We start from the raw sequence: 18727 nt of genomic DNA, 5'->3' as shown, positions 1-18727 counted from the left end.
CTCAGGCTACGCCGACCAGCCAGTATCGCACCGCCATAAACAATGCCAGCGCCAGGGTCGAAGCCACCCACATCAATCGAATCGTTCGGGAAATGTCATCTACGGAAATATCGCGCGTCGCGTCGCCGATCCACGGCTTCTCCACACGCTGACCAAAGTAATTGTTAGGGCCGCCCAGCCGGATACCGAGCGCCCCGGCGACAGAGGCTTCCGACCAGCCGCAGTTCGGGCTGCTATGGTTATAGCGGTCGCGCCAGCCAATCTGGAGTGCGCGGCCACCTGCTTCGCGGCAGAGGAAAGCGGCGATGCCGATCAGCAGCCAGCTCAGTCGGGCGGGGATAAAATTTGCGACATCATCGAGGCGGGCGCTGACCATGCCGATGGCGCGGTATTTTTCATGCTTATAACCAACCATTGAGTCAAGGGTATTGATCGCTTTATAGGCCATCGCCAGCGGCGCGCCGCCCAGCAACAGGAAGAAAAGCGGCGCGATAATACCGTCGACGGTATTTTCCGCCACCGTCTCCACCACCGCGCGATTAATTTGCGGCGGCTGGAGCTGCGAGGTGTCGCGCCCGACAATCCATGAAAGCTTGATACGGCTTGCGGCCAAATCGCCCGCGCGCAACGGGCGCTCGACCTCCCTCGCCGACTGCGCCAGGCAGCGTCCGGCCAGCACGGTAAAAATCATCCACACCTCAACCGCCCAGCCAAACCACGGATGGATCATCTGCGCCAGCGTCAATCCCCCCCAGGAAACACCCCATGTCAGCCCGACCACCACCAGACACATCACTCCGCCGCCAATACGTAAGGCAAAATCGCTACGGCAGCAACGGCGCACGGCGCGCTGAACGATGGCGATAAGGTTGCCCGTCCAGCGCACCGGATGCGGCCAATTCTGCGGATCGCCGATAATAAAATCGAGGATCCAGGCAACGCACCAGGCCAGCAACGTCATAGAACGCTCCTTGCGGTAGCCAGCCAGTGGTTGAGCATGGTGGGACGCTGGGCAAAATGCAGGTGCAAATAGCTGGCGAACGTGTTTCCAACCTGCCAGCCGCCTGTCCACTGCCGGAGCGTCATGCCATCGCGAACCTTGCGGCAGGCCAGCGCCGCCGGCGTTTCCGGGATAAAATCCGAATAGTGGAACTCATGCCCGCGCAGGATTTCGCCGGGTGCCGCCAGCAGCGTTTGCCACATTGCCCGGGCCTCGCAGTAGCCAAAGCGGGTAAGCCGCTTGCCCATCTTGCTATGGCCGGGAATGAGATTAACCATTGAATACATTTCCCCGCTGGCGTCTTCAAGGGTGCTGCCGAGATACATCAGACCGCCGCATTCAGCATAGATAGCGACGCCGCGCCGATGCGCCGCCCGCAGTTGCTCCAGCATTGGTCTATTCGCCGCCAGCGCGGCGGCATGAATTTCAGGGTATCCACCGCCGAGCCAAATCATCTGGCACGACGGAAGCTGGCTATCGTGCAGCGGACTAAAGCGCACAATATTGACGCCACAGCGTTCAAGCAGCGTGAGGTTATCCGGGTAATAAAAGTTGAAGGCTTCATCCTCAGCCAGCGCCAGAGTCAAGCCCGTTCCGGCTTCAGGCGACGGCAGTTCCGGCCACTCGCCGGTGGGTAGAGCGGAGAGCTGGCTGAGATCGAGAAGCCGTTCAATGTCCAGGGTTCGCCCCAGCGTCCCGGCAAAATCGCGCCACGCCTGCTGATTAATCAGAGATTCGCGGGCAGTGACCAGCCCCAGATGCCGTTCGGGCAGTTCGACGCCCTCCACCCGCGGCACATAGCCGAGAACGGGCAGCGCGCAATAGCGCTCGATGGCGCTTTTCAGCAATTGATAATGGGTTTCGCTATTGACGCGATTGACAATAACGCCAGCAATATTAAGAGTGGGATCAAAATGCTGAAACCCCATCACCGTGGCAGCGACGGAGGTGGAAACCGCTTTGCCATCGACCAGTAAAATCACCGGGCATCCAAGCTGCTTAGCCATCGCAGCGCTACTGCAGTCGTTCGGGTCGCTGCCGAAGCCGTCATAAAGCCCCATCACGCCTTCGATTACCGCAATATCCGCCTGCCGCATCTGTTCACAAAACAACGCGTTGAGAACCGGTTCCGGGAGCATAAAGCTGTCGAGATTGCGGGAAGGGATACCGCTGACGGCGGTATGCCAGCCGGTATCAAGATAATCCGGGCCGACTTTACAGGGCAGAACCCGCATTCCACGCTGCTTTAACAGGCTGAGCAAACCGAGCGTGATCGTAGTTTTCCCACATCCGCTGCTGGTTCCTGCGAGAATAAATGCGTGTTGCCTGGCCGCCATACCCCGATCCTGTACAAAGTGGTAGGGCTGCGTGCATCCCCGGTCTTTCGACCGTACGCATCTGAGCAACCCACTTCCCACCGAAGTTGTTGGTTATCACCGACAGGCAGGTCTTCTGGCTTAGCGTCGTCCTCTCCCATCCTTCCCAATCTCGCGATCAGTGGTTTATACCTGCCACACTTCACGTTGTATGCGCTTTGGCTTCTGCATGGCAGGCCTCATTGATGAGGCACGCCGTTATGAAACCGGGCAAACACTGTGCAAAACGGTTAACCGTTTTCCCTACAACGAGAGCGAATCAGCGTATATATGGGTTCGTCAGCATCACAGCAGCGGGGGCTGCGGGGGATTTCCACCCCCTTCCCTGGCGCCTGTCAGTTTAATCCGTCATGATTCGAGGCGGATTGAACATCGCGCGAATCATTGCCGGAACATCTTGCGGAAGCAGAATGGCTCCCGCCGCGTTTAATTGCATCGGCAGTTTGATTGCTCTACCGATGGTGCGAAAAAAAATTCCTCTGACAACACTCTATCTGATCAAATAAATAAAAACTGGTGCAGCTTATCGCGCGCTCATTATTATTTTGTTGCGCTATGACAATTTATTGCTCTGAATGAGATTTTTTCATTTTATAATGAGCCAGATACAGAGAGATAGCAAAAATCGGCAATAACAAAATATTGCCATTTAAAATGGCTCAGTTTGTGATCTGGCATTAATTTGCTGGCGATAAGCCTGCGGGGTCACCTGATAGGCCTGACGAAAAACTTTGCAAAAATAGCTGGTTTGCGAAAAACCTAAATTCCGCGCAATGCTGGCGATACTCCAGTCGCTGTGACACAGCAGCTCTTTGGCGCTCACCATCCGCTGATGGTTAACCCAGGCATTAAAGCCAATCCCCTGATATTTTTTGAACAGCTTACTGAAGTAGTAGGGGCTGAGATACACGTGAGCGGCCACGTCCTCAAGACGCAGCTCATCTGAAAGATGAGCATCAATATAGCGCAGCGCCTTCTTCATTTTACTGTCGTGAGGGCTGGCGACCCGGCCGGCGCGCGCGGGTTCAGGCTGCTGCGGATTATCTTTAATCACCACGAAATTAAGTTGTTTTTTAAGGCAGTTTTCTACAATCAGCTTCAGTAAATCAGCGGAAGCAATCACCCTTGAGTAGTCCATCTCCGGTACGTCGCGGAATGCTTTAACCAGTTCCGGCTCGGCCTTCCAGCGGTTGTCCACGTTCAGAATATCGACCAGTTCAACATCGTTACTTAAACGAACCTGCCCGCACAGAACAAACCCCACAAGATGCCCGGCGATCACCAGAGGGATGGAAAAATCCGTTAGCCCGGCGTGACAACGGTAGATACAGAGCTGATCGGTTTTTGAGGCCTCAAGGCCGCCGCAACGGTCGCTCATCCGACAGCGAGCGCTGAGCTGAGGGTGCTGACGCATGAGCTGGCAGAAAGGAGTAAAATTAAATAATTCAGAGATTTCATCACCGTGAATATTGACCACCACAACCGCCAGACTCGTGGCCTGGGCAAAATCCTGTGCGATTTTATTAATGAGTTCTGAGTTCAATGTACTCGCAGAAATCATGATAAAACCTCTCAGTTAATTTTTTGTTATAAACAAAACATTTCTTTAATATTTTTTCCCTTTCATCATCATTTACCGGCAACGATAAAAGAATAATACGATAGCAAAAGTCCCCCATCCGTGGGAGACGTTTTTGGCCAGTTCGTGATACCGGTTCATGAAAATTTTCGGCTATTTCAACGGATACATTACTCCTCTAATTTGCAGGTATTACACGGTAAATTATTGCCAATCAGATAACGATAGATAGCCGCGCCCAGACAGGCGCCGATTAATGGCGCAATAATCGGCACAATAGAGTAGGGAATATCCCTTCCACCGGTCATCGCGATATCACCCCAACCAGCCATCCATGTAAACAGTTTCGGTCCAAAATCGCGCGCAGGATTCATTGCAAATCCCGTCAGCGGCCCGGTGGCAGCACCAATAACCGCCACCAGAATGCCGATCAGCAAGGGGGCCAGAGGCCCTTTCGGCACGCCGTTACCGTCGTCGGTCAGCGCCATTATCATCCCCATCAACATAGAAGTGATCACCACTTCAACCAGCGCGGCATGCCAGACGCTCAGCGACGCCGCAGGGTACGTGCTGAAAATGCTCGCCAGTTGTAGACTTTCTACGCTACCGCGTACAATATGGTGCGTCGCTTCAAACTCAGTAAACACCGTGCTGTAAAGCATATAGGCCAGCACCGCGCCGCCAAAGGCGCCCGCGACCTGTGAAACAATATAGGGGAACACTTTGCGTCCCGGAAAACAGGCAAATAACCATAACGCGACGGTCACAGCCGGGTTGAGATGCGCGCCCGATATCCCCGAAGTCAGATACACGGCAAGCGAGATCCCCAGCCCCCAAATAATGCAAATCTCCCACAGTCCGAGGCTTGCTCCCGCCACCTTCAACGCGCACAGGCAGCCGATACCGAAAAACAAAAACAGCCCGGTGCCCAGAAACTCGGCGGTACATTGCGCTTTTAATGAATCGTTCATTGTGACACCTTCTTAGCAGGGTTCGTGTCCTGACCAGCCAACATCCTGCTGGCAGTAGAGTACAACCATCATCACTATATGAACTCCCTTCAGCAAATTATTGGCAACCTGCTGGAAGGGCCTCCGGAAAATTCAGGCAGCAATAACAAATTATTGCTATTAAATAAGCGTGGACCGCATGATTCACGCATTTTTTTTGCCATAACGCCGCTTACATTGGCATGTAAAAATATTGCTGCAATCAACTCACCATTTTCCAATCAGCATCACAAATCAACTTTCTCGCATAGCAGACAAAATTAAAATCGTCATGAACAAATTTGTAAATATGGAATATGAAAAACGAAATATTCATATTTAAATAAATAAAAAATACACTAAATATCAACTTGATATAATTCAACACAGCAATTTTATACTATTAAAAAACCACTATTTTTTCGCCATCAAATTCAACTCAGCCATTCTTTTTCTTCACATCTTCTTATAGTTCCAACTATCGGAACACTCCATGCGAGGTCTTTATGCAACAAGAAGCATTAGGAATGGTAGAAACCAAGGGCTTAACCGCAGCCATAGAGGCCGCAGACGCAATGGTGAAGTCAGCCAATGTGATGTTAGTCGGCTACGAAAAAATTGGCTCCGGTCTGGTGACGGTAATTGTTCGCGGGGACGTTGGCGCAGTAAAAGCGGCAACCGACTCAGGCGCCGCCGCCGCGCGCAACGTGGGTGAAGTGAAAGCCGTACACGTCATCCCACGCCCTCATACCGACGTAGAAAAAATCTTACCGAAGGGAATTAGCCAATGAGCAGCAATGAACTGGTGGAACAGATCATGGCGCAGGTAATTGCCCGTGTGGCAACGCCGGAACAAACGGCCATTCCTGAAGAAACCCACCCAACACGAGAGACGGCTATGGCAGAAAAAAGCTGCAGTTTAACGGAATTTGTCGGCACCGCCATTGGCGACACCGTCGGTCTGGTGATCGCTAATGTGGACAGCGCCTTACTGGAAGCGATGAAGCTGGAAAAACGCTACCGCTCCATCGGCATTCTCGGCGCGCGCACTGGCGCAGGCCCGCACATTATGGCTGCCGATGAGGCGGTAAAAGCCACCAACACCGAAGTGGTCAGCATTGAACTTCCCCGCGATACCAAAGGCGGCGCAGGCCACGGCTCGCTGATTATTTTAGGCGGCAATGATGTTTCGGACGTGAAGCGCGGTATCGAAGTCGCGCTGAAAGAACTCGACCGCACTTTTGGCGATGTATACGCCAATGAAGCCGGACATATCGAGCTGCAATACACCGCCCGCGCCAGCTACGCGCTGGAAAAGGCCTTTGGCGCGCCGATTGGCCGTGCCTGCGGTGTGATTGTCGGCGCTCCCGCGTCCATTGGCGTGTTGATGGCGGATACCGCCCTGAAGTCAGCCAACGTTGAAGTTGTCGCTTACAGCTCACCGGCGCACGGCACGAGCTTCAGCAACGAAGCCATTCTGGTGATTTCCGGCGACTCCGGCGCGGTGCGTCAGGCGGTTAGCTCCGCCCGCGAAATCGGCAAAACTGTCCTTGCGACCCTTGGTGATGAACCGAAAAACGATCGCCCGTCCTATATCTGATACTTACGAGGCTGATTCATGAGATCGAAAAGATTTGAAGCACTGGCGAAACGCCCTGTGAATCAGGACGGCTTTGTTAAGGAGTGGATCGAGGAAGGCTTTATTGCAATGGAAAGCCCGAACGACCCAAAACCGTCGATTAAAATCGTTAACGGCGCGGTCACTGAGCTGGATGGAAAACCCGTTAGCAAATTTGACCTGATTGACCACTTTATCGCCCGCTACGGCATCAACCTGAAGCGCGCCGAAGAAGTGATGGCGATGGATTCGGTCAAACTGGCGAATATGCTGTGTGACCCCAACATACAGCGTAGCGAAATCGTACCGCTGACTACCGCGATGACGCCGGCGAAAATTGTTGAAGTCGTGTCGCATATGAACGTTGTTGAGATGATGATGGCAATGCAGAAAATGCGCGCACGCCGCACGCCGTCTCAGCAGGCGCACGTCACCAACGTGAAAGACAACCCGGTTCAGATTGCCGCCGATGCCGCCGAAGGCGCGTGGCGGGGGTTTGATGAGCAAGAGACAACGGTTGCGGTCGCGCGCTACGCCCCGTTCAATGCTATCGCGCTGCTGGTGGGCTCCCAGGTCGGTCGTCCAGGTGTATTAACGCAGTGTTCACTGGAGGAAGCCACCGAACTGAAGCTCGGTATGCTGGGTCACACCTGTTACGCCGAAACCATTTCCGTCTATGGTACTGAACCGGTCTTTACCGATGGCGACGATACGCCCTGGTCAAAAGGTTTCCTCGCCTCTTCTTATGCCTCCCGCGGCCTGAAAATGCGCTTCACTTCCGGCTCCGGTTCCGAAGTGCAGATGGGCTATGCCGAAGGCAAATCCATGCTCTATCTGGAAGCCCGCTGTATCTACATCACCAAAGCCGCAGGCGTTCAGGGCCTACAGAACGGTTCTGTCAGCTGCATCGGCGTTCCTTCTGCCGTGCCGTCAGGCATTCGCGCCGTACTGGCGGAAAACCTGATCTGCTCCGCGCTGGATCTGGAATGCGCCTCCAGTAACGACCAGACCTTCACCCACTCCGATATGCGCCGTACCGCACGCCTGCTGATGCAGTTCCTGCCGGGCACCGACTTTATCTCCTCCGGTTACTCCGCCGTACCGAACTACGACAACATGTTCGCCGGTTCTAACGAAGATGCCGAAGACTTTGACGACTACAACGTAATCCAGCGTGACCTGAAAGTGGACGGCGGTCTGCGTCCAGTCCGCGAAGAAGATGTTATCGCCATCCGTAATAAAGCCGCTCGCGCCCTGCAGGCCGTGTTTGCCGGAATGGGGCTGCCGCCGATTACCGATGAAGAAGTTGAAGCCGCAACCTACGCCCACGGTTCGAAGGATATGCCAGAACGCAACATCGTCGAAGACATCAAGTTCGCCCAGGAAATTATCAATAAAAACCGTAACGGTCTGGAAGTGGTGAAAGCGCTGGCGCAGGGCGGATTCCCTGACGTTGCCCAGGACATGCTCAATATCCAGAAAGCCAAGCTGACCGGCGACTATCTGCACACCTCCGCCATTATCGTCGGCGACGGACAAGTGCTCTCTGCGGTTAACGACGTCAACGACTACGCCGGTCCGGCAACGGGTTATCGCCTGCAGGGCGAACGCTGGGAAGAGATTAAAAACATCCCTGGCGCGCTTGATCCCAACGAGATTGATTAAGGGGTGAGAAATGGAAATTAATGAAAAATTGCTGCGCCAGATAATTGAAGACGTGCTCAGCGAGATGAAGGGCAGCGATAAACCCGTCTCGTTTAATGCGCCAGCGGCAGCAAACTCACCGCAAGGTGACAGTTTTCTGACGGAAATTGGCGAGGCCAAACAGGGGACACAACAAGATGAAGTGATTATTGCCGTCGGCCCGGCGTTCGGCCTGTCGCAAACCGTGAACATCGTTGGCCTGCCGCATAAAAGCATTTTGCGCGAATTGATTGCCGGTATCGAAGAAGAAGGCATTAAGGCGCGCGTCATTCGCTGTTTTAAATCTTCTGACGTGGCGTTTGTCGCCGTTGAGGGCAATCGCCTGAGCGGTTCAGGCATCTCCATCGGCATCCAGTCGAAAGGCACCACGGTAATCCATCAACAGGGGCTACCGCCGCTCTCTAATCTGGAGTTATTCCCCCAGGCGCCGCTGCTGACGCTGGAAACCTACCGTCAGATTGGTAAAAACGCCGCTCGCTATGCGAAACGTGAATCACCGCAGCCGGTCCCAACGCTGAATGACCAGATGGCGCGCCCGAAGTACCAGGCGAAATCCGCCATTCTGCACATTAAAGAGACGAAGTATGTCGTGACGGGCAAAAACCCGCAGGAACTGCGCGTGGCGCTTTGATAAAGGATAACCCCATGAATACCGACGCAATTGAATCAATGGTTCGCGACGTCTTGAGCCGTATGAACAGCCTGCAGGGGGAAACATCAGCGTCAACCCTGCCCCCGACAGAAAGCGGCACGGTCCGTAACGCTAAGGTCAGCGACTATCCGCTGGCCAATAAGCATCCGGAATGGGTGAAAACCGCCACCAATAAAACGCTGGACGACTTCACGCTGGAAAACGTGCTGAGCAATAAAGTCACCGCGCAGGATATGCGTATTACTCCGGAAACCCTGCGTTTACAGGCGTCTATCGCCAAAGATGCAGGCCGCGACCGGCTGGCAATGAACTTTGAGCGTGCCGCCGAACTGACCGCCGTACCGGATGATCGCATTCTTGAAATCTATAACGCTCTGCGTCCGTACCGTTCCACGAAAGAAGAGCTTCTCGCCATCGCCGACGATCTCGAAAACCGTTATCAGGCAAAGATTTGCGCAGCTTTCGTGCGTGAAGCGGCGGTGCTGTACGTCGAGCGTAAAAAACTTAAAGGCGACGATTAACATCAGGGATATACGATGCGATATATAGCTGGCATTGATATAGGTAACTCATCAACAGAAGTCGCGCTGGCGACTCAGGATGAGGCTGGCGTACTGACGATAACGCACAGTGCGCTGGCGGAAACCACCGGCATCAAAGGCACGTTGCGTAACGTGTTCGGCATTAAGGAAGCGCTCTCTCTCGTCGCGCAGCGCGCCGGGATCAATGTCAGCGATATTTCACTCATTCGCATTAATGAAGCCACGCCGGTGATTGGCGATGTGGCGATGGAAACCATTACCGAAACCATCATCACCGAATCGACAATGATCGGCCATAACCCGAAAACGCCAGGCGGCGCGGGGCTTGGCGTAGGTATCACCATTACACCAGAGGAGCTGTTAACGCGCGCGGCGGATACGCCCTATATCCTCGTGGTGTCATCGACGTTCGATTTCGCCGATGTCGCCAATATGATTAACGCCTCCGCGCGCGCTGGATATCAAATCACCGGCGTCATTTTGCAGCGTGACGACGGCGTGCTGGTCAGCAACCGGCTGAAAAAACCGCTGCCCATTGTCGATGAAGTGCTCTACATCGACCGAATTCCACTGGGTATGCTGGCAGCGATTGAAGTCGCCGTTCCGGGGAAAATTATCGAAACCCTCTCCAATCCTTACGGTATCGCTACCGTATTTAACCTCAACGCCGATGAGACAAAAAACATCGTACCGATGGCGCGCGCACTGATCGGTAACCGTTCCGCCGTAGTGGTCAAAACCCCCTCCGGCGACGTCAAAGCGCGGGCGATACCGGCCGGTAATCTGGAACTGTTGTCGCAAGGCAGAACCGTGCGTGTGGATGTTGCCGCCGGTGCCGACGCCATCATGAGAGCGGTTGAAGGTTGCAGTAAGCTGGATAACGTCACTGGTGAAGCGGGGACCAATATCGGCGGCATGCTGGAGCATGTGCGCCAGACCATGGCTGAACTGACGAATAAACCCAGCGGCGAAATTTTCATTCAGGATCTGCTGGCTGTCGATACGTCGGTACCGGTCAGCGTCACCGGCGGCCTTGCCGGGGAGTTCTCGCTGGAACAGGCCGTCGGCATCGCCTCAATGGTGAAATCAGATCGTCTGCAGATGGCGCTGATTGCCCGCGAAATTGAGCAAAAACTCAATATTGATGTGCAGATCGGCGGCGCAGAGGCTGAGGCCGCCATTCTGGGCGCGCTGACGACGCCGGGCACAACCCGACCACTGGCGATTCTTGATCTCGGCGCAGGCTCCACCGATGCCTCAATTATTACCCCAAAAGGCGACATCACCGCCACTCATCTCGCCGGGGCTGGCGACATGGTCACCATGATCATTGCCCGTGAACTGGGTCTGGAAGATCGCTATCTGGCGGAAGAGATTAAGAAATACCCGCTGGCCAAAGTGGAAAGCCTGTTCCATTTACGTCACGAGGACGGCAGCGTGCAGTTCTTCCCGACGTCGCTGGCTCCCGCCGTATTCGCTCGCGTCTGCGTGGTGAAACCGGACGAACTGGTTCCATTACCCGGCGATTTAGCGCTGGAAAAAGTGCGCGCCATTCGCCGTAGCGCCAAAGAACGTGTCTTTGTCACTAACGCGCTGCGCGCCCTGCGTCAGGTCAGCCCGACCGGCAACATCCGCGATATTCCTTTCGTGGTGCTGGTTGGCGGCTCGTCGCTGGATTTTGAAATCCCGCAACTGGTCACCGATGCGCTGGCGCACTACCGGCTGGTGGCCGGGCGGGGAAATATTCGCGGCACAGAAGGCCCGAGAAATGCGGTCGCCACCGGGCTGATTCTCTCCTGGCATAAGGAGTTTGCTCATGGACAGTAATCCCGGCGTTCCGGCAATCGTCATTATCGCCATCGGCGACTGTATCAACCTCTGGAACGAAGTGCTGCTGGGCATTGAAGAGGAAGGTATTCCTTTCCGGATCCAGCGCGCCCTTGCCGGAGAGGTGGTTGATAACGCCTGGCAGGCGGCACGTTGCTCCCCGCTGCTGGTGGGCATTGCCTGCGATCGGCACTCGCTGGCCGTGCACTACAAGAATTTACCCGCATCCGCGCCGCTTTTTACGCTGATGCTTAATCAGGACAGTCAGGCCCAACGCAATACCGGTAATAACGCGGCACGGCTGGTCAAAGGGATCCCTTTTCGGGATCTCCATGCTTAAACACAGGAGAACAGCAGAATGAACAACGCACTGGGACTGGTTGAAACAAAAGGCCTGGTTGGCGCGATTGAAGCCGCCGATGCGATGGTGAAATCCGCCAACGTGCAACTGGTGGGTTACGAAAAAATTGGCTCTGGCCTGGTTACCGTGATGGTTCGCGGCGATGTCGGCGCGGTAAAAGCAGCGGTGGATGCAGGCAGCGCGGCGGCAAGCGTGGTTGGCGAGGTGAAATCCTGCCACGTTATTCCGCGTCCACACAGCGATGTTGAGGCCATTTTACCGAAATCCGCCTGATCGATGGCGAATAAGGAGCACTGCGTGAAGCAATCACTGGGATTACTTGAAGTTTGTGGTCTGGCACTGGCTATCAGCTGCGCCGATATCATGGCGAAATCCGCTTCTATCACGCTGCTCGCCCTCGAAAAGACCAATGGCTCAGGCTGGATGGTGATTAAAATTACCGGTGATGTCGCCTCCGTGCAGGCGGCCATCACCACCGGAGTGCATTTTGCCGAACGGCAAAATGGCCTGGTGGCCCACAACGTTATCGCCAGGCCCGGAGAAGGGATCCTGCCCGCAGCCCCGCCTCCTCCGCCCGCTATGGAGCCTGAAGCAACGGCGTCAGAGACGGTTGATGTCGTTTCTGAAACGCCAGTAGACACGTTTGTAGAAGCACCAGTAGAAGAGGCGCCACAGAAATCATCGCTGGTCAGTTGCAACCTGTGTCTGGACCCAAAATGTCCGCGCCAGAAGGGCGAGCCTCGTTCGCTTTGCATTCACTCAGGTAAGCGAGGTGAAGCGTAATGGATAAAGAACTTCTGCTATCAACGGTCAGTAAAGTCCTCGATGAGATGCGTCAGCGGCCTATTCCGCTGGGCGTATCCAATCGCCATATTCACCTGTCGGAGCAGGATTACCAACGGTTGTTTCCCGGTCACCCGATCAGCGAGAAAAAAGCGCTGTTGCAGCCGGGGCAATATGCCGCGGAACAAACCGTCACCCTGGTGGGGCCGAAGGGGCAGATCAAGAATGTCCGCCTGCTCGGCCCGCTACGTTCGGTAAGCCAGGTGGAAATATCGCGTACCGACGCCAGAACGCTGGGGATTGCGGCGCCGCTGCGAATGTCCGGCAACCTGAAGGGAACGCCGGGCATTCGTCTGGTCAGCCCTTATGCCGAACTGGAATTATCCTCTGGAGTCATCGTCGCCCAACGGCATATTCATATGTCGCCGCTCGATGCCCTGATCCTGCGAGTTTCTCACGGCGATAAGGTTTCTGTGGCTATAGAAGGCGACGAGCGCGGGCTTGTTTTCAACAACGTGGTGATTCGTGTTTCACCGAATATGCGGCTTGAAATGCACATTGATACCGATGAAGCCAACGCCGCAGGTGCCGATAACCCGCAGGCCTTTGTCAGGCTGGCAGACCCGCGATGAACGGCGAAATTCTGCAGCGCGTTATTGAGGAGATCGTCTCCCGGCTGCAGCGCCGCGCCCGGAGCACGGCGACGCTCAGCGTCGCGCAGCTTCGTGATGCCGACTGCCGAAGCCTGTTCTGTCAGCATGCGTCGTTGCACATCCTGCTCGTTGACCTGCCGCTTCTGGGCCAGCTTGCGGATGATGAAACCGATGACCCCGTCGCGCGGAAAATTCACGACGCGATGGCTTTCGGCATTCGCGTGCAGATTACTCTGCACAGCCAGCTGTTACAGGCTATCCCGGTAAAAAAACTGGCTCGCCTGCCGGTTCAGTTCAGCGATGAACGCGGTCTACCGTTAATTCTGCATGCCGGTTCGCTACTGAGCTATCGCGACGTCGCGCGACTGGACAAAGGGCGTCTGCTGCTCCGACGCCAGTGCATAGTGACCGCTCTGGCGCGTGAAACGGCAAACGCGCGGAATATTCAATTAATAAAGCAGGAGTAAATCATGCATCTGGCACGAGTCACAGGCGCGGTTGTCTCCACGCAAAAATCCGCTTCCCTGATCGGGAAAAAACTGCTGCTGGTGCGTCGGGTTAGCGCCGACGGAGAACTCCCTGCCTCGCCTGCGTCCGGCGATGAAGTCGCCGTTGACTCGGTGGGCGCGGGGATTGGCGAACTGGTGCTGCTCAGCAGCGGCTCCAGCGCCAGACATGTTTTTCCTGGACCAAATCAGGCTATCGACCTCGCCGTTGTAGGCATTGTCGATACGCTTTCGCGTTAAGGGGCGATTATGGCGATTTATACCCGTACAGGTGACGCAGGCACCACATCACTCTTTACCGGCCAACGGGTGAGCAAAACGCACCCGCGAGTTGAAGCCTACGGCACGCTGGATGAGCTGAACGCCGCGCTGAGCCTGTGCGTCTGCTCCGTCGCGGATGCAAACCACCGCGCCCTACTTGAAGCCATCCAGCAGCAAATTTTTTGGTTTAGCGCAGAGCTGGCCAGTGACAGCGAGCAGCCGTCGCCGAAACAGCGTTATATCAGTAGCGAAGAGATCGCCGCTCTGGAAGCCGCCATCGATCGGGCAATGGCCCGCGTCGCCCCCCTGCACAGCTTTATTTTACCCGGCCGCTGCGAAGCCGCCAGCCGCCTGCATTTCGCCCGCACACTGGCCCGCCGGGCCGAACGTCGGCTGGTTGAGCTGGCGGCCGAAGTCAATGTGCGCCAGGTGCTGATGGGCTATATCAACCGCTTATCCGACTGTCTGTACGCTCTGGCCCGCGCCGAAGATAGCGATGCTCACCAGAACGACATCATCCGTGAAGTCAGCAAGCGTTATCTGGCCGCCAGCCAGCCAGCCCCCTGCCAGGAGACGACACCTGTGTGCCTATCATTCCATGATTTGCACCAGCTTATCCGCGCAGCCGTTGAACGCGCGCAGCTGCTGCAGATTCCAGTAGTTATCAGCATCGTTGACGCGCACGGTACGGAAACCGTGACCTGGAGAATGCCGGATGCCCTGCTGGTCAGCAGCGAACTGGCGCCGAAAAAGGCCTGGACTGCAGTCGCAATGAAAAAGGCGACCCATGAACTGAGCGACGTCGTACAGCCCGGCGCCGCGCTTTATGGTCTGGAAAGCCATTTACAAGGGAAAGTGGTCACCTTTGGCGGCGGTTACGCCCTCTGGCGCAACGGCCAGTTGATTGGGGGTCTTGGTATCAGCGGCGGCAGCGTTGAGCAGGACATGGATATAGCACAGAGCGCCATCGCGGCCATTAACGTGGGAACTCATCAATGAATACTTCCGAACTCGAAACCCTTATTCGCACGATTATCAGCGAACAATTAACGCCAGCGCACACGCCGGGCCAGATTCAGGGCAAAGGAATTTTCCCGTCCGTCGACGAGGCTATCGACGCCGCACACCAGGCATTCCTGCGTTATCAGCGGTGCCCGCTGAAAACCCGCAGTGCCATCATCAGCGCCATCCGTCAGGAGCTGACGCCGCATCTGATCGCGCTGGCGGAAGAGAGCGCCAGCGAAACCGGGATGGGCAACAAAGAAGATAAATTCCTCAAAAATAAGGCCGCGCTGGACAACACGCCAGGCGTAGAAGATCTCACCACCACCGCGCTGACCGGCGATGGCGGCATGGTGCTATTTGAGTACTCGCCGTTTGGCGTCATCGGGTCGGTCGCGCCGAGCACCAACCCGACAGAAACCATCATTAATAACAGTATCAGCATGCTGGCGGCAGGCAACAGCGTCTACTTTAGCCCGCATCCGGGGGCAAAAAAGGTCTCCCTCAAGCTGATTAGTATGATTGAAGAGATTGCCTTCCGCTGCTGCGGCATCCGCAATCTGCTGGTCACCGTGGCGGAACCGACTTTCGAAGCCACCCAGCAGATGATGGCCCATCCACGGATCGCCGTTCTGGCTATTACCGGCGGCCCCGGTATTGTGGCAATGGGCATGAAGAGCGGGAAGAAAGTGATTGGCGCAGGTGCAGGCAACCCGCCCTGTATTGTGGATGAAACCGCCGACCTGGTGAAAGCGGCGGAAGATATCATTAACGGCGCCTCATTTGATTACAACCTGCCCTGCATTGCCGAAAAAAGCCTGATTGTGGTGGAGAGCGTTGCCGAACGTCTGGTACAGCAAATGCAAACTTTCGGCGCGCTGCTGTTGAGCCCTGCGGATACCGACAAACTCCGCGCCGCCTGCCTGCCAGAGGGCCAGGCCAATAAAAAGCTGGTCGGGAAGAGCCCTTCAGCGATGCTGGAAGCTGCCGGGCTCGCCGTCCCGGCTAAAGCGCCGCGTCTGCTGATTGCGCTGGTGAACGCCGACGATCCGTGGGTTACCAGCGAACAACTGATGCCAATGCTGCCGATAGTGAAAGTCAGCGACTTCGATAGCGCGCTGGCGCTGGCGCTGAAGGTCGAAGAGGGCCTGCATCATACCGCGATCATGCACTCGCAGAACGTGTCGCGCCTGAACCTCGCGGCCCGCACGTTGCAAACCTCGATATTCGTCAAAAACGGCCCCTCTTATGCCGGGATCGGCGTCGGCGGCGAAGGCTTTACGACCTTCACAATCGCCACGCCAACCGGCGAAGGAACAACATCGGCGCGCACCTTTGCCCGCTCCCGGCGCTGCGTGTTGACCAACGGTTTTTCTATCCGCTAATTGAGGCTGTAATGAATACTTTCGCACTACAAACGCGGTTGTACAGCGGTCAGGGAAGTCTGGCGGTACTCAAGCGCTTTACCAACAAACATATCTGGATAATCTGCGATGGATTTCTTGCCCGTTCGCCGCTACTGGAAACCCTGCGCGACGCGCTACCCGCAGATAACCGCATCAGCGTTTTTAGCGAAATAACGCCTGACCCCACTATCCATACCGTAGTGCAGGGCATTGCGCAGATGCAGGCCCTGCATCCGCAGGTGGTGATTGGTTTCGGCGGCGGTTCGGCAATGGATGCGGCGAAAGCGATCGTCTGGTTCAGCAAGCAGTCCGGCATTGACATCGAAACCTGCGTGGCGATACCCACCACCAGCGGTACCGGCTCGGAAGTGACCAGCGCTTGCGTGATTAGCGACCCGGATAAAGGTATCAAGTACCCGCTATTCCACAATGCGCTGTACCCGGATATGGCGATCCTCGACCCGGAACTGGTAGTCAGCGTGCCGCCGCAAATTACGGCGAATACCGGAATGGATGTCCTGACCCACGCCCTGGAAGCCTGGGTCTCGCCGCAGGCCAGCGATTTTACCGATGCGCTGGCGGAAAAAGCCGCCAGGCTGGTGTTCCAGTATCTGCCCACCGCAGTGGAAAAAGGCGACTGCGTAGCGACGCGGGGAAAAATGCACAACGCCTCAACCCTCGCAGGAATGGCGTTCAGTCAGGCGGGACTGGGGCTTAATCACGCTCTGGCCCACCAGCTCGGCGGGCAGTTTCATCTGCCGCACGGGCTGGCTAACGCGCTGCTGTTAACCACGGTTATCCGCTTTAACGCCGGCGATCCTCGCGCCGCCAAACGCTACGTGCGGCTGGCTAAAGCCTGTGGTTTTTGCCCGGCCGAAACCAATGACATCGCGGCGATAAACGCCCTGATTAAGCAAATCGAACAACTCAAACAGCGCTGCGCGATCCCCTCACTGGCCGTCGCGCTCAAACAAGGGCGATCACAATTTTCCGCGCACATTCCGGCAATGGTACAGGCTGCGCTGGCTGACGTCACATTACGCACTAACCCGCGTCCGGCCAGCGCCGGGGAAATCCAGGAACTGCTGGAGGAACTGCTATGAGTACCGCTGCCAATGTCGTCGAAACGCCGGTAGCCCAGTCCCATAGCGCCGATGAAATTCGCCAGCGTGTTCGCGTGGCGGGCGTAGTCGGCGCAGGGGGCGCGGGTTTTCCCGCTCACGTTAAACTGCAGGCGGAGGTGGAGATCTTTCTGGTTAACGCCGCTGAGTGCGAACCGATGCTCAAGGTGGACCAGCAACTGATGTGGCAGCAGGCTTCACGCCTTGTGCGCGGCGTGCAATATGCAATGACGGCGACCGGCGCGCGTGAAGGCGTGATCGCTCTGAAAGCCAAATATCAGCGAGCCATTGACGCGCTCACCCCGCTGCTGCCCGCCGGTATCCGTCTGCATATCCTGCCGGATGTTTATCCGGCGGGGGATGAGGTGCTGACCATCTGGCTGGCCACCGGCCGCCGGGTCGCGCCTGCCGCGCTACCGGCCAGCGTCGGAGTGGTCGTCAATAACGTGCAAACCGTGCTGAATATTGCCCGGGCTGTCGAGCAACAGTTTCCGGTCACCCGCCGCACGCTGACGGTTAACGGCGCGGTCGCAAGAGCGCTGACCGTCACCGTCCCCATCGGCATGTCGCTGCGTGAAGTGCTGGCGCTGGCGGGCGGCGCGACGGTCGCCAATCCTGGTTTTATTAACGGCGGTCCAATGATGGGCAGCCTGCTCACGTCTCTGGACTCGCCGGTGACGAAAACCACCGGCGGTCTGCTGGTGCTGCCTGACAGCCATCCCCTTATCCAGCGAAGGATGCAGGACGAACGCACGGTGCTTTCCGTCGCGCGCACCGTCTGCGAACAGTGCCGCCTGTGCACCGATCTCTGCCCGAGGCACCTGATTGGTCACGAGCTCTCTCCGCATCTGCTGGTGCGAGCGGTGAACTTTCAGCAGGCCGCCACGCCGCAGCTACTGCTTAGCGCCCTCACCTGTTCAGAATGCAACGTTTGCGAAAGCGTAGCCTGTCCGGTGGGGATCTCGCCAATGCGCATCAACCGCATGCTGAAACAGCAGTTGCGGGCGCAAAACCTGCGTTATCAGGGGCCGCTCTATCCGGCCGATGAGATGGCGAAATATCGTCTGGTGCCGGTGAAACGGCTGATCGCCAAACTGGGGTTAAGTCCCTGGTATCAGGAAGCCCCACTGCGCGAAGCGCAGCCGACGGTAGAAAAAGTCACTCTGCTGCTACGTCAGCATATTGGCGCCAGCGCGGTGCCGAAGGTCACGCCGGGAGAGCGCGTCACGCGCGGGCAATGCGTTGCCGATATCCCGGCGGACGCATTAGGCGCCCCGATTCACGCCAGTATTGACGGCATTGTTTCGGCGATCAGCGAACAGGCCATCACGGTTGTAAGAGGTTAAC

20 protein-coding genes and 1 riboswitch are annotated in these 18727 nt (G+C 56.3%); of the genes, 16 read left to right on the top strand and 4 right to left on the bottom strand.

Going from position 1 to position 18727, the window contains the following annotated elements; translation table 11 throughout:
- Nucleotide 1: 1 nt before the first annotated feature.
- The 4 genes from cbiB to pduF form a co-directional block, all read right to left on the bottom strand.
- Complete coding sequence (cbiB, locus tag ABK821_RS01280; RefSeq protein WP_138360114.1) at nucleotides 2-961, bottom strand: adenosylcobinamide-phosphate synthase CbiB; 960 nt, start codon at nucleotides 959-961, stop codon at nucleotides 2-4.
- A complete protein-coding gene (locus ABK821_RS01275) occupies nucleotides 958-2337 on the bottom strand; it encodes a cobyrinate a,c-diamide synthase (RefSeq protein WP_343178357.1) in 1380 nt (459 codons plus the stop codon). The genes cbiB and ABK821_RS01275 overlap by 4 nt, the downstream gene beginning before the upstream one ends.
- Nucleotides 2338-2424: 87 nt before the next feature.
- Nucleotides 2425-2727, bottom strand: a riboswitch (cobalamin riboswitch).
- A gap of 298 nt (nucleotides 2728-3025) precedes the next feature.
- On the bottom strand, nucleotides 3026-3937 hold the full coding sequence (gene pocR / locus ABK821_RS01270) for a regulatory protein PocR (RefSeq protein ID WP_138360116.1): 912 nt from the start codon (nucleotides 3935-3937) through the stop codon (nucleotides 3026-3028).
- Between the two features lie 188 nt (nucleotides 3938-4125).
- Entirely contained in the window at nucleotides 4126-4926 is an 801-nt protein-coding gene (gene pduF / locus ABK821_RS01265; RefSeq protein ID WP_395033799.1) for a propanediol diffusion facilitator PduF, read from the bottom strand.
- Nucleotides 4927-5450: 524 nt separating this feature from the next.
- On the opposite strand from pduF, the gene pduA reads away from it, so the two are divergent.
- Genes pduA through ABK821_RS01185 form a run of 16 tightly spaced genes read left to right on the top strand, consistent with a single transcriptional unit; the run spans nucleotide 5451 to nucleotide 18726 of the window.
- The gene (gene pduA / locus ABK821_RS01260; RefSeq protein WP_138360118.1) at nucleotides 5451-5735 is read left to right on the top strand and encodes a propanediol utilization microcompartment protein PduA; all 285 of its coding nucleotides are present in this window, start codon (nucleotides 5451-5453) and stop codon (nucleotides 5733-5735) included.
- Nucleotides 5732-6544 carry a propanediol utilization microcompartment protein PduB gene (gene pduB / locus ABK821_RS01255; protein ID WP_138360119.1) on the top strand — a complete coding sequence of 271 codons (813 nt, stop codon included), beginning with the start codon at nucleotides 5732-5734 and terminating at the stop codon, nucleotides 6542-6544. Before pduA ends, pduB begins: the two co-directional genes overlap by 4 nt.
- A gap of 18 nt (nucleotides 6545-6562) precedes the next feature.
- Nucleotides 6563-8227: a propanediol dehydratase large subunit PduC gene (gene pduC / locus ABK821_RS01250; RefSeq protein WP_138360120.1), complete on the top strand. Its 1665-nt coding sequence runs from the start codon at nucleotides 6563-6565 to the stop codon at nucleotides 8225-8227.
- A gap of 10 nt (nucleotides 8228-8237) precedes the next feature.
- Nucleotides 8238-8897 (top strand): propanediol dehydratase medium subunit PduD, encoded by a 660-nt coding sequence (gene pduD, locus ABK821_RS01245; protein ID WP_138360121.1) that lies wholly within the window; start codon nucleotides 8238-8240, stop codon nucleotides 8895-8897.
- A gap of 14 nt (nucleotides 8898-8911) precedes the next feature.
- Nucleotides 8912-9439 carry a propanediol dehydratase small subunit PduE gene (gene pduE, locus ABK821_RS01240; RefSeq protein WP_138360122.1) on the top strand — a complete coding sequence of 176 codons (528 nt, stop codon included), beginning with the start codon at nucleotides 8912-8914 and terminating at the stop codon, nucleotides 9437-9439.
- 15 nt (nucleotides 9440-9454) lie between these two features.
- Nucleotides 9455-11287: a diol dehydratase reactivase subunit alpha gene (locus ABK821_RS01235; RefSeq protein ID WP_343178358.1), complete on the top strand. Its 1833-nt coding sequence runs from the start codon at nucleotides 9455-9457 to the stop codon at nucleotides 11285-11287.
- Nucleotides 11277-11627, top strand: a complete 351-nt coding sequence (locus ABK821_RS01230) for a glycerol dehydratase reactivase beta/small subunit family protein (protein ID WP_343178359.1) — start codon at nucleotides 11277-11279, stop codon at nucleotides 11625-11627. The genes ABK821_RS01235 and ABK821_RS01230 overlap by 11 nt, the downstream gene beginning before the upstream one ends.
- 18 nt (nucleotides 11628-11645) lie before the next feature.
- A complete protein-coding gene (gene pduJ / locus ABK821_RS01225) occupies nucleotides 11646-11921 on the top strand; it encodes a propanediol utilization microcompartment protein PduJ (RefSeq protein ID WP_001057755.1) in 276 nt (91 codons plus the stop codon).
- A 3-nt stretch (nucleotides 11922-11924) separates the two neighbouring features.
- Nucleotides 11925-12431, top strand: coding sequence for a BMC domain-containing protein (locus ABK821_RS01220; RefSeq protein WP_138360125.1), 507 nt, complete (start codon nucleotides 11925-11927; stop codon nucleotides 12429-12431).
- Nucleotides 12431-13063 (top strand): phosphate propanoyltransferase, encoded by a 633-nt coding sequence (locus ABK821_RS01215; protein WP_138360126.1) that lies wholly within the window; start codon nucleotides 12431-12433, stop codon nucleotides 13061-13063. Before ABK821_RS01220 ends, ABK821_RS01215 begins: the two co-directional genes overlap by 1 nt.
- The gene (gene pduM, locus ABK821_RS01210) at nucleotides 13060-13551 is read left to right on the top strand and encodes a microcompartment protein PduM (RefSeq protein WP_138360127.1); all 492 of its coding nucleotides are present in this window, start codon (nucleotides 13060-13062) and stop codon (nucleotides 13549-13551) included. Before ABK821_RS01215 ends, pduM begins: the two co-directional genes overlap by 4 nt.
- Before the next feature lie 3 nt (nucleotides 13552-13554).
- Nucleotides 13555-13830, top strand: a complete 276-nt coding sequence (locus tag ABK821_RS01205; protein ID WP_138360128.1) for a EutN/CcmL family microcompartment protein — start codon at nucleotides 13555-13557, stop codon at nucleotides 13828-13830.
- 9 nt (nucleotides 13831-13839) lie between these two features.
- Nucleotides 13840-14850 carry a two-domain cob(I)yrinic acid a,c-diamide adenosyltransferase PduO gene (gene pduO, locus ABK821_RS01200; protein WP_343178360.1) on the top strand — a complete coding sequence of 337 codons (1011 nt, stop codon included), beginning with the start codon at nucleotides 13840-13842 and terminating at the stop codon, nucleotides 14848-14850.
- Nucleotides 14847-16238, top strand: a complete 1392-nt coding sequence (gene pduP, locus ABK821_RS01195; protein ID WP_343178361.1) for a CoA-acylating propionaldehyde dehydrogenase PduP — start codon at nucleotides 14847-14849, stop codon at nucleotides 16236-16238. Before pduO ends, pduP begins: the two co-directional genes overlap by 4 nt.
- Before the next feature lie 11 nt (nucleotides 16239-16249).
- Nucleotides 16250-17362 (top strand): 1-propanol dehydrogenase PduQ, encoded by a 1113-nt coding sequence (gene pduQ / locus ABK821_RS01190; protein WP_308563132.1) that lies wholly within the window; start codon nucleotides 16250-16252, stop codon nucleotides 17360-17362.
- Nucleotides 17359-18726, top strand: a complete 1368-nt coding sequence (locus tag ABK821_RS01185; RefSeq protein WP_343178362.1) for a 4Fe-4S dicluster domain-containing protein — start codon at nucleotides 17359-17361, stop codon at nucleotides 18724-18726. The genes pduQ and ABK821_RS01185 overlap by 4 nt, the downstream gene beginning before the upstream one ends.
- The last annotated feature ends 1 nt before the right edge of the window (nucleotide 18727 follow it).

Source organism: Klebsiella sp. KE9456 (assembly GCF_043832615.1).
Classification (GTDB): Bacteria; Pseudomonadota; Gammaproteobacteria; order Enterobacterales; family Enterobacteriaceae; genus Klebsiella; species Klebsiella indica.
The sequence above is the reverse complement of the archived record's forward strand: the minus strand, read 5'-3'. Positions and strand labels throughout refer to the sequence as shown.